Here is a 13508-nt window from a genome sequence, read left to right as displayed (position 1 = left end):
CCATCCGCCAAACTCCCCCCGCGCCGAAATTGATTCCTTCTCCAACCGCCATTTCGGGAGCGGCCATGACGCAAATCCTGGCAAGATCGGTCTTGGCCCTGTTCGCCTCCACCGCGCTATGCGTGAGCGCCCTGCCGGCTCAGGCGGCCCGGCATCATCGGCATCACGCTGCGGCCCACCGGACGGCGCACCACCACCACCGGCAGGCGGCTTCGGCTGACGCCGATGATCAGGCCGACGCCGGCGGCAAGGGCGCGAGCGGCCGGGTGATCGAGATCACCACGCCGGGCTCGACCTACACGGTCAAAAAGGGCGACAGCCTGCAGAAGGCCGCCGACCAGCTCGGCGTCGACGTGGCCGAGCTGAAGCGGGCCAACCACATCCGCGGCTCGATGATCCGCGCCGGCCAGGTGCTCAAGGGCCCCGGCGAGACCGCGCACGCCTATGTGGCGCGCTCCGGCGACACCCTGGGCCGAATCGCGCAGCGGTTCGGCGTCTCCGAGACGGCGATCCGCGCCGAGAACGGCTTCACCCGGCATCCTAGGATCCGCGCCGGCCAGCAGGTCCGGCTGCCGGAAGGCTTCCGCGACCGCGGCGGCGAGGAAGAAGCCCGAGGCTCCCGGCGCACGCGCAGCCACAGCCGGATCGCCCCGGCCGCGGACCAGGAGGAAAGGGCTGCGGAGGACGGCCGTTCGCTGGTCAGCCGCTCGGTCACCGGCCGGCTCGTGGAGGTCGAAGGCGCCGGGCGGACTTACCGGGTCAAGAAGGGCGACACGCTGGAGAAGATCGCCCACAAGCTGGATGTCGGCGTGGCGGAGCTGAAGCGGGCGAACCACCTTCGCCGCTCGCGGATCCATCCCGGTCAGGTGCTGAGGGCGCCCGGCGGCGAGCCGGCCAAGGCCTATGTGGTCGGACCCGGCGACACCATCTACGCCATCTCCCGGCGTTTCGGGGTGAGCGCCGAGGCGCTGCGCGCGGCGAACGGCATGGGCCGCGTCGCGACCATCCACACCGGCCAGAGGCTGCGGCTGCCGGAGGGCTACCGAGACCACGGCCCGCTCACGACGACCATCCGCGCGCCGGAACCGACGCCTCGGCTTGCGACGCCGGCGCCCAGCGAGACGCCGACCACGCCCCGTCCCTACGTCCCGACCGCGCCGCGGCCCTACACGCCGCCTCCCGCGACCAGCCCCCCGGCCGTCGCGCCGCCGCCCACGAGCGCGCCCACCGACGCCCAGATCACCGAGCTCGGCCGCGGCAAGTTCCTCTGGCCGTTGCGCGGCGACATCGTCTCCGACTTCGGCCCCAAGCCGACCGGCCAGCGCAACGACGGGATCAACATCCGCGCCACGGACGGGGCGCCGGTGCGGGCGGCCGCGGCGGGCGAGGTGGTCTACGCAGGCGACCAGGTGCCCGGCTTCGGCAACCTCGTGCTGCTCAAGCACGCCGACGGCTGGGTCACCGCCTATGCGCACCTCTCGCGCATCGAGGTGAAGATGCAGCAGAAGGTGCTTCAGGGTCAGGAGATCGGCCAGGCCGGCCAGACCGGCGGCCTCGCAGAGCCTCAGCTGCACTTCGAGGTGCGCTACGCCGCCAACCCCGCCGATCGCGCCCGCCCGATCGATCCCAAGCTGGTGCTGCCGCAATAAAGCGCCTCCCCCAGGGGGAGCTGGCCCAAAGGGCCGGAGTGGGTTGAAGGTCGCGGACTGGGCGGATGAACCCCCCTCAGTCGATCTGCGACCGCTCTCCCTGAGGGGCACCATCTCTATGACTAAAGCGGCAGCGGTTTTCCGAGCTCCCCGGCCAGGTCACGGATGAACTGCCAGGCGACGCGTCCCGAGCGGGCGCCGCGGGTCTGGGCCCACTGCAGCGCGCGGCGCTCCAGGTCGTCGGTTTCCAGACCGTAGCGGTCGGCATAGCCCGCGACTGCGGCGAGGTAGGTCGCCTGGTCCATCGGCGGGAAGCCGATCCACAGCCCGAAGCGGTCCGAGACGCTGACCTCTTCCTCGGCGTCCTCGGCCGTGGCGATCAGGCCGCGATCCTCGCCGTGCCCCCGGGGCATCAGGTGGCGGCGGTTGGAGGTGGCCACGAACAGCACGTTCGCCGGCGGCCCGGAGACGCCGCCTTCCAGCGCCGACTTCAGCGCCTTGGCGGCCGCCGCCCCCTCCTCGAAAGACAGATCGTCGCAGAGCACCACGAACCGTTCGGGCCGGGCGCGCAGCAGATCGAAGAGGTCGGGCAGCGCGGTGACCTGGTCGCGGTCCACCTCCACCAGCTTGAGATCGGCGGCGGTCTCGCTGACCGCCATGAAGGCGGCCTTGGCGAGCGAGCTCTTGCCGGTCCCGCGCACGCCCCAGAGCAGGGCGTGGTTCGCGGGCAGGGCCGCGGCGAAGCGCTGCAGGTTCTCGACGAAGCGGTCCTTCTGCCGCTCCACGCCCATCAGGCTCGCCAGCGGCAGCGGATAGTCGGGGGCCGGGCGGAAGGCGTTGCTGCGCGGCTCATGGCGGAACAGGCGGGCGAGCGCGAAGTCCGGCGCCGCCGGGGTCGGCGGGCGCAGCCGCTCCAGCGCCTCGGCGATGCGGGTCAGAACAGGCTCGAGCTCGCGGTCCATCGCCGGAGGCCTTAGCGCCCGCCGGGTTGCATTGCAAAACCAGGGCGGAAGCCATAGCTTCCGCCGACCTTTGGACGGGGGCCCTCAGACCGACCGTCGACGCCACGCGGAGAGACTATGTTCGCTACCCCCGCCTTCGCCCAAGCCGCCGGCGCCACAGGCGCGGGAGGGGGTCCGGGCATCCTGATGCAGGTCCTGCCGCTCGTCGCCATCATGGTGCTCTTCTACTTCCTGATGATCCGGCCGCAGCAGCGGCGGATGCGTCAGCACCAGGACATGGTCGCGGGCCTCAAGCGCGGCGACACGGTGGTGCTGCCGTCCGGCGTGATCGGCAAGGTGGTTCGCGTGGAGGACAAAGAAGTGGGCGTCGAGGTCGCCACCGGTGTCACGGTCAAGGTCGTCAAGAGCATGATCTCCGAGGTCCGGGCGCGTGGCGAGCCCGCGCCGGCCAACGATTCGAAGCGCTAGGGCGCCGCGCCGCCGATGATGGAGCTGTCGCGCTGGAAGGTGCTCATCGTCGCCCTGGCGACGGCGCTGGGCCTTTTGTTCACTCTGCCCAACCTGCTGCCAGCCGGCGCGCTCGCGGCGCTGCCTGGATTCCTGCCGAGGCAGACGCTGCACCTCGGCCTCGACCTGCAGGGCGGCTCGTCGCTGCTGTTGGAAGTCGACACCAACGCGCTGATGACCGAGCGCCTCACCAACATGCTCGAGGACGTCCGCACCAACCTGACCAGCGAGCAGATCCCGTTCACCGACCTCGGCCAGGTGAACGGCGGCATTCAGGTGCGGATCACCAATCCGTCGCAGATTCCGGCGGCGCAGAACGTCCTTCGGCGCGCGCTGGGCACGCCGCTGCCCGGGGCGGCGGGCGGCCAGGAAATCACCATCGCCACCCAGCCCGACCAGCGGCTGCGCATCGCTTTCGTGCCCGAGGCTTTCAAGGCCGAAGCGGCGAAGGCCGTGGAGCAGTCGATCGAGATCGTCCGCCGCCGCATCGACCAGCTCGGCACCAAGGAGCCGGACATCACCCGCCAGGGGACCAACCGGATCTTCATCCAGGTGCCTGGCGAGAGCGACCCGGAGCGGCTGAAGAACATCATCGGCCAGACCGCCAAGCTCACCTTCCAGATGGTCGACGAGAGCGCCTCGCCGGCCGACGTCCAGGCCGGCCGCATCCCGCCGGGCGACGAGCTGCTGCCGTCCGCCGACGAGGTCGCGCCCGCCTACGTGCTGCGCAAGCGCTCCCTGGTCGACGGCACCATGCTGACCAACGCCCAGGCCGCCTTCGATTCCCAGACCGGTCAGCCCGAGGTGGAATTCCGCCTGAATGGCGTCGGCTCACGCCGCTTCGGCGAAGTGACCACCCAGAACCTCAACAAGCGCTTCGCCATCGTGCTGGACAAGAAGGTGATCTCCGCGCCGGTCATCCAGACGCCAATCACCGGCGGCTCGGGCCGCATCTCCGGCCATTTCACGCCGCAGAGCGCCAACGACCTCGCGGTGCTGCTGCGCGCCGGCGCGCTGCCGACCCGGCTGGTCGTCCAGGAGCAGCGCACCGTAGGCGCCGAGTTGGGCGCCGATGCGGTCAAGGCCGGCACGGTCTCCGCCGTCGTCGGCCTGGCCGCGACCGTGGTCTTCATGATCGCGATCTATGGGTTCCTGTTCGGCGGGGTCTCCATCATCGGCCTGGTGGTCAACGGGCTGATGATCATCGGCATCATGAGCTTCACCCAGGCGACGCTCACCTTGCCGGGCATCGCGGGATTGATCCTGACCCTCGCGGTCGCCGTCGACGCCAACGTGCTGATCTACGAGCGCATGCGCGACGAGCTGCGGGCCGGCCGCAGCCTGATCGCCTCGATGGACGCGGGCTTCGCCCGCGCCATGGCGACCATCATGGACGCCAACATCACCCACCTCCTGTCGGCCTTGATCCTGTTCCAGTTCGGCTCCGGCCCGGTGAAAGGCTTCGCCTGGACGCTGTCCATCGGGGTGCTGACGACGGTGTTCTCGGCGGTGCTGGTCAGCCAGGTGCTGCTCGGCTGGTGGTTCCGGGCCGCGCGGCCCAAGATCCTGCCGATCGCTTGAGGAGGCCGAGCGCATGAAATTCTGGCCTCTCGTCAAGATCCTGCCGGTCCGCACGCACTTCAAGTTCGTCCGGCTGGCCAAGTACTTCTCGAGCCTGTCGGTGCTGGCGATCATCGCCTCGCTCTACATCGCGCTGACGCCGTTCCAGCCGCCGTGCGGCGGGCTCGCCTGCGGCATCGACTTCAAGGGCGGCACGGTGCTCGAACTCACCACCGCGCCGCGACCCGCCGATCTCGGCAAGGTGCGCGCCGTGCTGTCGGCGATGAACCTCGGCGACGTGCAGGTGCAGGGCTTCGGCACGCCGTCCTCGGCCATGGTCCGGTTCCAGACGCCGCAGGGCGCCAGCGCCAGCCAGACGGCCGACGCGGTGAAGGCGCGCATCGCCCAGACCATCTCGCCGGTGAAGTTCACCCGCACGGACGTGGTCGGGCCGAAGGTCTCGGGCGAGCTGCTGCGATCGGGCATCCTGGCGCTCGGCGGCGCCATCTTCCTGATGCTGCTCTACATCTGGTTCCGCTTCGAGCTGCAGTTCGGCCTGGGCGCCGTGGCGGCCCTGTTCCACGACGTGTTCCTGACCTTCGGCCTGATCGCCATCACCCGCATCGAATTCAGCCTGCAGGCGGTGGCCGCGATCCTGACGATCATCGGCTACTCGATGAACGACACCGTGGTCGTGTTCGACCGGTTCCGCGAGAACCTGCGCAAGTACAAGCGCATGCCGATGGGCGAGGTGATCGACATGTCGATCAACGAGATGCTGACCCGGACGATCATCACCAGCTTCACCGCGGTCCTTGCCCTGGTGGCCCTCTGGGTGTTCGGCGGGCCGTCGCTGCGGGATCTCTCGATCATCATGCTGTTCGGCATCGCGATCGGCACCTATTCGTCGATCTACATCGCCGCGCCGGTGATCCTGCTCTGGGGCGTCAAGCGCGGCGAGGAGGAGCCCGAGCCGATCAAGCCGCCGGGCGGGGCTGGCGCCTATCGGCGGTAGGTCCGCCATGGCCCGCAGCGCTCCTTCGATCGACTCCTACGGGGCCGGCGGCTTCCGCCTCTCCGGCGCGTGGCATGCGGGTTCGCTGCTGATCGTGGCCGACCAGGCGCGGAGCTGGCCGCCCCGCACGCTCATCGAGGCCACGCCACAGAGCCTCGCGCCGGTGCTCGAAGCCGGGCGCGAGCAGGTCGAGTTCCTGCTGTTGGGGGTGGGCCCGGCCAATGCGCCGCCATCGCGCGAGATCCGCCAGGCGCTCCTCGCGTCCGGCATAGGGCTCGAGTTCATGGACACTCCGGCCGCCGCGAAGCTCTACAACGTGCTCACCTCGGAAGGCCGACGGCTGGCCGCCGCCCTGATCGCGGTGTGAACCTTCGCCTTAGGCTTCCGGCCCGCGTCAAATCGACCTATACCTGACTCCCTGGGTCGGAATCGGGAGGCAGTTCCATGGCGGCGTTCTTGTCGAACCTGCGCAACACCATGATCGTCAGCTTTATCGTCGCGCTGGTGATCATCGCGGGCTACCGCATGCATTACGGGTCGTTCGACGCGATCTTCTGGCAGGCGGTGTTCCGCTGGCTGCACGTGATCGCGGGGGTCATGTGGATCGGCCTGCTCTGGTACTTCAACTTCGTGCAGACCCGGAAGATGCCGGAGATCCCGGCCGAGCTGAAGCCGGCGGTCTCCAAGTACATCGCCCCGGAGGCGCTGTTCTGGTTCCGCTGGAGCGCGGCCTTCACCGTGCTGATGGGCCTGATCCTGGCCTGGGACCGCGGCTACATCGTCCAGGCGCTGACCCTGGGCGCGACCGAGGGCTTCAGCGCGCCGGGCCACAGCTTCATCGGGCTCGGCATGTGGCTGGGCCTGATCATGGCCTTCAACGTGTGGTTCGTCATCTGGCCGGCGCAGAAGATCTCGCTCGGCCTCGTTGACGCCGACGCGGCGGCCAAGGCGTCGGCCGCCACGCGCGGCATGGTCGCCTCGCGGATCAACACCTTCCTGTCGATCCCGATGCTGGTCTGCATGACCATGAACCAGACGATCTTCGGCTGACGCGGCCGGCGATCTGGACTAGCGAAGGCCCGCCCGTCCGGCGGGCCTTTTTGCTCTTGAGCGATGGACGACGAGCCGCAAGACGACCTCGACGCCTTGATCCGCCGCGTGGATCCGGACCGCTGGATGTCGAGCCGCTTCGTCACCCACGCCCAGGTTCGCGCGGACCTGATCGCGCTTTACGCCTTCGACCACGAGCTGGCCCGCGCGCTGCGCGTCGCCTCCAATCCGCTGATCGGCGAGATCCGGCTGACCTGGTGGCGCGAGGCGTTGGACGAGATCTTCGAGGGCCGGCCGGTGCGTAGGCACCCCACCGCGCTCGCGCTCGCCGATGTGGTTGGGCGTCGGAACCTGGACCGGGCGCGGCTCGAAGCGATCATCGAGGCTCGGGCGCGCGAACTGGATGGTTCGCTCGCGGATGAGCCCGCCGCACTCGCCTGGGCCCACGAAGCCGGCGGCGACGTCGCCGAGCTCGCCGCCCGCATCCTCGATCCCGCCGCAGACGCTCCTGCCGCCCGGCTGGCCGGCGCGGCCTGGGCGCTCGGCCGCAAGACCGCGGACACGCCGTCACTCGCGCCACTTGTCGCCCGGACTCTGGGCGAGGCCCGCGCGGCCGTCTGCCGCCTGAGCCCAGCCGCCTTCCCGGCCGTCGCCCATGCGGCGCTCGCCGCGTGTCCGGCCGCCTCGCCGCTCTCCAAGCGCCTCCGTCTCACCTGGGCCGTGGCGCGCGGCCGGATATGACTCCGCTCGTCCCCGCGTTAGGCGGGGACCCAGCCCGATTCTGAGCCGCACGATCGCTGCATGGATTCCCGCCTCCGCGGGAATGAGCGGGGTCATTCCGCCGGTTCGAGCGCCCGCTGGCCGGTCCACCGCTCCAGGTCCGCCAGCGCCCGCTCGCCGATCAGCCGCTTTTTGGCGCGGCCGCGTTCCTTGGCCGGCAGGCGCCCGCCGTCCGGTCCATGGCGCGGCGCTTCCAGCGGCGGCAGCAGGCCGTAGTTGATGTTCATCGGCTGGAAGGAGCCGCTGCCCGCCGGCAGGTGGCCGCCGGTGATGTGGGCGATCAGCGCGCCGATCGCCGTGGTCGGCGGCGGCGGATCGAGCGCCCGTCCGAGCCGCTCGGCGGCGGCGAGCCGTCCGGCGATCAGCCCGACGGCGGCGCTTTCCACATAGCCCTCGACGCCGGTCACCTGGCCGGCGAAGCGCAGGCGTGGATCGGCCCGCAGGCGCAGGCGCCCGTCCAGCAGCCGCGGCGAATTGAGGAAGGTGTTGCGGTGCAGGCCGCCCAGCCTGGCGAACACCGCCTTCTCCAGCCCGGGGATCATGCGGAAGATTTCGGTCTGGGCGCCGTGCTTCAGCTTGGTCTGGAAGCCGACCATGTTCCACAGCGTGCCGAGCGCATTGTCCTGCCGCAGCTGCACCACAGCATAGGGCTTGTCGGCGGGGCGGTGGGCGTTGGTCAGCCCGACCGGCTTCATCGGCCCGTGCCGCAGCGTCTCGCGCCCGCGTTCGGCCATCACCTCGATCGGCAGGCAGCCGTCGAAGTAGGGCACGTGCTCCCAGTCCTTGAACTCGGCCTTGGGCCCGGCGAGCAGGGCCTCGACGAAGGTCTCGTACTGCGCCCTGTCCATCGGGCAGTTGATGTAGGCGGCCGCATCGCCGCCGGGGCCCGCCTTGTCGTAGCGCGACTGTCGCCAGGCGACGCCCATGTCGATGCTCTCCAGGTGCACGATCGGGGCGATGGCGTCGAAGAAGGCGAGCTGATCTTCGCCGGTGAGCGTCAGGATCGCCTCGGCCAGGGCGCGCGAGGTGAGGGGCCCGGTCGCGACGATCACGCTGTCCCAGTCGGCTGGCGGCAGGCCGGCGATCTCCTCGCGGGCGACGGTGACCAGGGGATGGGCCGTGAGCCGCGCGGTGACCGCGGCCGCGAACCCCTCGCGGTCCACGGCGAGCGCGCCGCCGGCCGGCACCTGGCAGGCGTCCGCCGCCGCCATGACGACGGACCCCAGCCGGCGCATCTCGGCGTGCAGCAGGCCAACGGCGTTGCCCGTCCAGTCATCGGCGCGGAACGAGTTGGAGCAGACCAGCTCGGCCAGCCGGTCGGTCTGGTGCGCGTCGGTCGTGCGCACCGGGCGCATCTCGTGCAGCACCACCGGCGCGCCCGCGGCGGCGATCTGCCAGGCCGCCTCGGAGCCGGCCAGGCCGCCGCCCACCACATGCACGGGTCTGATGCTCATGCGTGGCTAACTAGCAACGATCCTTCTTGATCGCGAGCGGGGCCTTGCACGCCCGGGGCCTCCTCACCAAGCTTAGGACCCGAAGGGGGGACCGACTCGTTGCAGCGACGGGGTCGGGCGAGGGACGAGGATGAACCGGTTTTCGGCGAGTGACGCCGCCCTGGAGGGCTTCCGCCTCACCCGGGAGCGCCCGGGCACGGTGCTGGCCTGGAGCGGCCTCTACTTCGTCGGCATCCTGGTCATCGCGCTGGTCATGATGGCGAGCCTCGATCCGCACTTCATCGACCTCGCCAAGAAGGGCCAGCTGCTCAGTCGCGATCCGGAAGAGATCGGCGCCATGCTGGCGAGCTCGCTGCCGGCCTTCCTGCTGATCGTCGTGCTCACCGTGGTGCTGTTCTCGGTGGTGATGTCCGGCATCTACCGGCTGGTCCTGCGGCCGGCCGAGCACGGCTTCGCGCACCTGCGGTTCGGCCGCGACGAGCTGCGGCTGACCGCGGTCAACCTGCTGCTGTTCGCCGCCGGCATGGCCTGCCTGACCTTCGGGTTCGCCGTGACCGCGCTCGCCGACACCGCCTCGCCACTCGCGGGCGTGCTGGTGGGAATCGCGGTGTTCGCCGTCACCATCTGGCTGGGCGTGCGCCTCTCGCTGGCCACCCCGATGAGCTTCGCCACCCACCGCGTCGCCATCGCGCCCGCCTGGCGGCTCTCGAACGGTCACTTCTGGCCCCTGCTGGGCATGATCGTCCTGGCGATCATCTTCTATCTGATCGTCTGGGTGCTGGTGACCATCATCGGGTTTGCGATCATCACCACCGCCGGCGGCGAGAAGGCCGTGCAGTCGGTGCAGGGACCGGTGGCGTTCGTCGGCTTCGTCGCGATCCTGGCGATCCAGCTGCTGCTACCGATCCTGCAGGTGATCATGGTCTATTCGCCGCTGGCTGTGGCCTACCAGCAGCTCATCGCCGCCGCGCCCGCCGCGCCGCCGGCCGCCCAGCCAAGCTCTGGCTGACGGATGGCGGCGTTCTCGCCCAGCGATGCGGCGATCGAGGGGTTTCGCGTCATCGGCGCGCGCTGGCGCGTGGTGGTCGGCTGGTCGCTGTTCAACCTGGTCATGCTCATCGCCCTGTTCGTGGCGATGGTGGTGCTGCTGGTCGGGACCATGCCGTTCGCGGGCACGCGCGAGGCCGCCTCCACCCTTGGCGCGGTGATCGGCGCGGTGATCGTGGGCTTAGGCGAGGTCATCGTGCAGGTGACGCTGATCTGCGGGCTCATGCGCCTCGAGCTCCGCCCTGACGAGCCCGCCTTCCTGCACCTGCGGATCGGCCGTGACGAGCTGCGGGTGTTGGGCGCTCTGCTGCTTCTCGCGCTGGTCGCCGCGCTGCTCGCCGCCCTCTTGGTCGGCGTGATCCTGCTGGGGGCGCGCGCCTCGCCGGCGCTCGCCGTGCTCGTCGGTTTCGTCGGCGCGATCGGGGGCTACGGCGTGCTGCTGCGGCTGGGCCTGGTCTCGCCGATCGCCTTCGCCGAGCGGCGCATCAGCCTTGCGGAGTCATGGCGGCGCACCCGCGGTCAGTTCTGGTCGCTCGTCGGCATGGCGCTGTTGCTGTTGTGCTTCGCGGCGCTGCTGGCGGTGATCGTCTGGTTCGCCCTGTTCCTGCTGAGCGGCGCCGCCACCGGCTTCAGCGACCTGGACCTGTCGGGCGTCGAAGCCATGCAGGCCCACCCCGGACGTTACGTGCTTCAGCTCGCCGTGCAGGTGCTGCTCGCGCCGTTCTGGCTGGTGATCGGCATCGCCCCCTGGATCGCCGTCTATCGGGCGCTCCCGGCGCGCGAAGCCTAGGCGGCTGCGCTCGGCCTCGCCGAGACGCGTCCGCGCCAGGCTGTCACCTTGTCGAAGTCCTCGGGCACGGAGAGGCCGATCCAGTCGGCGAAGTCGACGGTCGTGAGCGCGCAGATGTCGGCCATGGAGTAGGCGTCGCCGGCGATGAACGGATTGTCGGCCAGCTCGCGGTTCAGCCACTTCAGCGCATTCCCGTACGCCGCGCGGTTGGATTCTCCGAAGTCCTTGTACTGCGTGAGCAGGGCCGCCGTGCGCAGATGGGCGTGGCGCCAGAAGTTCCCGACCGGCTGCATCACCTGGAACTCGATGCGCCGGATCCACATATCGACCTGCGCCTTCTCCACCGCCGTGCTCCCGAACAGCTGCGGATCGGTCTGGATCTCCTCGAAGTAACGGCAGATGGCGACCGTCTCGGAGATTGCCGTGCCGTCGTCCAGCACCAGCGTCGGCACCTGGCCCAGCGAATTGCGCGCCCGGTGTTCAGGGCTCTTGTGCTCCCGCGTCATCAGGTTGAGCGGTGTCTCGGCAAGCTCGATCCCCTTCTCCGCGAGGAAGATCCGTACCCGCCTGGGATTGGGAGCCGGATTCGGCGCGCCGTAGAGGATCATGTGAGGGGCCATCAGGCCCGCTTCCGTGCAGCGCCGCGCCGTTCGCGGTGTCGCTCCAGAAGGCCGGCCAAATAGCGGCCCGTCCAGCTATTCGGGTTGGCGGCCACCTGCTCGGGCGAGCCGGTCGCGACGATCTCGCCGCCGCCGTCCCCGCCCTCGGGCCCGAAGTCGACGATCCAGTCGGCGGTCTTCACCACGTCGAGGTTGTGCTCGATGACGACCACGGTGTTGCCCTGGTCCACCAGCTCGTGCAGCACCTCGAGAAGCTTCTTGACGTCTTCGAAGTGCAGCCCGGTGGTGGGCTCGTCCAGGATGTAGAGCGTCTTGCCGGTCGCCCGCCGGCTGAGCTCCTTGGAGAGCTTCACCCGCTGCGCCTCGCCGCCCGACAGCGTCGTCGCCTGCTGGCCGACCTTGATGTAGCCCAGGCCGACGCGCTTCAGCGTCTCCATCTTCTCGCGGATCGGCGGGACCGCCTTGAAGAACTCGGCCCCTTCCTCGACGGTCATGTCAAGAACGTCCGCGATGTTCTTGCCTTTGAACAGGATTTCCAACGTCTCGCGGTTGTAGCGCCGGCCGTGGCAGACGTCGCAGGTGACGTAGACGTCCGGCAGGAAGTGCATCTCGATCTTGATCAGGCCGTCGCCCTGGCAGGCCTCGCAGCGGCCGCCCTTGACGTTGAACGAGAAGCGCCCCGGGCCGTAGCCGCGCGCCTTGGCTTCCGGCAGGCCTGCGAACCAGTCGCGGATCGGCTGGAAGGCGCCGGTGTACGTCGCCGGGTTCGAGCGCGGCGTGCGCCCGATCGGCGACTGGTCGATGTCGATGACCTTGTCGAAGTTCTCCAGCCCCTCGATCCGTTCGTAGGGGGCCGGCGCGTCGGAGGCGTTGTGCAGCCGCCGCGCCGCGGCCTTGTAGAGCGTCTCGATGGTGAAGGTGGACTTGCCGCCGCCGGAGACGCCGGTCACGCAGGTGAAGGTGCCGACCGGGATCTCGGCGGTCACCTGCGTCAGGTTGTTGCCGGAGGCGCCCACCACGCGCAGCACCTTGCTCTTCGAGATCGGCCGGCGGAGCTCGGGGACCTCGATCTCGCGCACGCCGGAGAGGTACTGGCCGGTCAGGCTCCGGGGCTCGGCCATGATGTCGGCGGGCTTGCCCTCGGCGATGATCTCGCCGCCGTGGACGCCGGCGGCCGGGCCCATGTCGATGACGTAGTCGGCGGTGAGGATCGCCTCCTCGTCATGCTCCACCACGATCACCGAGTTGCCGAGGTCGCGCAAGCCCTTGAGGCTGGCCAGCAGCCGCGAGTTGTCGCGCTGGTGCAGGCCGATCGAGGGCTCGTCCAGCACATAGAGCACGCCGGTCAGCCCCGAGCCGATCTGCGAGGCGAGCCGGATGCGCTGGCTTTCGCCGCCGGACAGGGTGCCGGACGAACGCGACAGCGTCAGGTAATTGAGGCCGACATCGATCAGGAAGGTGAGGCGCTCGCGGATTTCCTTGAGCACGCGGGTGGCGATCTCGGTCTGCTGCGCGTTCAACGCCTCCGGCACGCTCGCGAACCATTCGCTGGCCCGCTTCACCGAGAGCTCGCTGATCTCGCCGATATGCTTATCCCCGACCTTGACGCAGAGCGCCTCCGGCTTCAGGCGAAAACCGTGGCAGCCGGCGCAGGGCACGTCGGAGAAATACTTGGCGAGCTCCTCGCGTGCCCATTCGCTTTCGGTCTCGCGATAGCGGCGCTCGATATTGGTGATCACGCCCTCGAACGGCTTCTTGGTGTCGTAGGAGCGGACGCCGTCCTCGTAAGAGAACTTGATCTCGTCCTCGCCGGAGCCGTGCAGGATCGCGGCCTGCGTTTTCTTCGGCAGGTCCTTCCATTTGGTGTCGAGCGTGAACTTGTAGAATTTGCCGAGCGCGGTGAGCGTCTGGATGTAATAGGGCGATGATGACTTGGCCCAGGGTGCGATCGCGCCCTTGCGCAAGGTCATTTCCTTGTCGGGACTGACGAGGTCCTCGTCGACATGCTGCTCGACGCCGAGGCCGCCACATTCGGGGCAGGCGCCATAGGGGTTGTTGAACGAGAACAGCCGCG

13 protein-coding genes are annotated in these 13508 nt (G+C 69.5%); 9 read left to right on the top strand and 4 right to left on the bottom strand.

Annotated features, from left to right (window positions below; all coding sequences use genetic code 11):
* Positions 1 to 65 precede the first annotated feature (65 nt).
* Positions 66 to 1649 carry a LysM peptidoglycan-binding domain-containing protein gene (locus Q0W60_RS12295; RefSeq protein WP_297695984.1) on the top strand — a complete coding sequence of 528 codons (1584 nt, stop codon included), beginning with the start codon at positions 66 to 68 and terminating at the stop codon, positions 1647 to 1649.
* A gap of 122 nt (positions 1650 to 1771) precedes the next feature.
* Here Q0W60_RS12295 and Q0W60_RS12290 read toward each other — a convergent pair whose 3' ends face one another.
* Positions 1772 to 2611, bottom strand: a complete 840-nt coding sequence (locus Q0W60_RS12290) for an ATP-binding protein (protein WP_297695982.1) — start codon at positions 2609 to 2611, stop codon at positions 1772 to 1774.
* A 117-nt stretch (positions 2612 to 2728) separates the two neighbouring features.
* Between Q0W60_RS12290 and yajC the strand changes: the two genes are divergently transcribed.
* The 6 genes from yajC to Q0W60_RS12260 all read left to right on the top strand — a co-directional run bounded on the left by yajC (position 2729) and on the right by Q0W60_RS12260 (position 7484).
* On the top strand, positions 2729 to 3079 hold the full coding sequence (gene yajC / locus Q0W60_RS12285) for a preprotein translocase subunit YajC (RefSeq protein WP_297695980.1): 351 nt from the start codon (positions 2729 to 2731) through the stop codon (positions 3077 to 3079).
* A 15-nt stretch (positions 3080 to 3094) separates the two neighbouring features.
* A complete protein-coding gene (secD, locus tag Q0W60_RS12280) occupies positions 3095 to 4699 on the top strand; it encodes a protein translocase subunit SecD (protein ID WP_297695978.1) in 1605 nt (534 codons plus the stop codon).
* Positions 4700 to 4712: 13 nt separating this feature from the next.
* Positions 4713 to 5693: a protein translocase subunit SecF gene (secF, locus tag Q0W60_RS12275; protein ID WP_297695976.1), complete on the top strand. Its 981-nt coding sequence runs from the start codon at positions 4713 to 4715 to the stop codon at positions 5691 to 5693.
* 7 nt (positions 5694 to 5700) lie between these two features.
* Positions 5701 to 6060: an Mth938-like domain-containing protein gene (locus Q0W60_RS12270; protein ID WP_297695974.1), complete on the top strand. Its 360-nt coding sequence runs from the start codon at positions 5701 to 5703 to the stop codon at positions 6058 to 6060.
* 77 nt (positions 6061 to 6137) lie between these two features.
* A complete protein-coding gene (locus tag Q0W60_RS12265; RefSeq protein WP_297695972.1) occupies positions 6138 to 6743 on the top strand; it encodes a urate hydroxylase PuuD in 606 nt (201 codons plus the stop codon).
* A 63-nt stretch (positions 6744 to 6806) separates the two neighbouring features.
* Positions 6807 to 7484, top strand: a complete 678-nt coding sequence (locus tag Q0W60_RS12260; protein WP_297695970.1) for a squalene/phytoene synthase family protein — start codon at positions 6807 to 6809, stop codon at positions 7482 to 7484.
* Between the two features lie 92 nt (positions 7485 to 7576).
* On the opposite strand, the gene trmFO is transcribed toward Q0W60_RS12260, so the two are convergent.
* Positions 7577 to 8977: a methylenetetrahydrofolate--tRNA-(uracil(54)-C(5))-methyltransferase (FADH(2)-oxidizing) TrmFO gene (trmFO, locus tag Q0W60_RS12255; RefSeq protein WP_297695968.1), complete on the bottom strand. Its 1401-nt coding sequence runs from the start codon at positions 8975 to 8977 to the stop codon at positions 7577 to 7579.
* Positions 8978 to 9107: 130 nt separating this feature from the next.
* On the opposite strand from trmFO, the gene Q0W60_RS12250 reads away from it, so the two are divergent.
* Together Q0W60_RS12250 and Q0W60_RS12245 are read left to right on the top strand one after the other, a co-directional pair.
* On the top strand, positions 9108 to 9986 hold the full coding sequence (locus Q0W60_RS12250; protein ID WP_297695966.1) for a hypothetical protein: 879 nt from the start codon (positions 9108 to 9110) through the stop codon (positions 9984 to 9986).
* Positions 9987 to 9989: 3 nt separating this feature from the next.
* The gene (locus tag Q0W60_RS12245; protein WP_297695964.1) at positions 9990 to 10814 is read left to right on the top strand and encodes a hypothetical protein; all 825 of its coding nucleotides are present in this window, start codon (positions 9990 to 9992) and stop codon (positions 10812 to 10814) included.
* Here Q0W60_RS12245 and Q0W60_RS12240 read toward each other — a convergent pair.
* Positions 10811 to 11434 (bottom strand): glutathione S-transferase family protein, encoded by a 624-nt coding sequence (locus Q0W60_RS12240; protein ID WP_366075611.1) that lies wholly within the window; start codon positions 11432 to 11434, stop codon positions 10811 to 10813. The two genes, Q0W60_RS12245 and Q0W60_RS12240, sit on opposite strands and share 4 nt — an antisense overlap.
* A partial coding sequence (gene uvrA / locus Q0W60_RS12235; RefSeq protein ID WP_297695962.1) for an excinuclease ABC subunit UvrA occupies positions 11434 to 13508 on the bottom strand: 2075 nt, incomplete at its 5' end. The genes Q0W60_RS12240 and uvrA, both read right to left, overlap by 1 nt.

The organism is Phenylobacterium sp. (assembly GCF_025934275.1).
Taxonomy (GTDB): domain Bacteria; phylum Pseudomonadota; class Alphaproteobacteria; order Caulobacterales; family Caulobacteraceae; genus Phenylobacterium.
The sequence above is the reverse complement of the archived record's forward strand: the minus strand, read 5'-3'. Positions and strand labels throughout refer to the sequence as shown.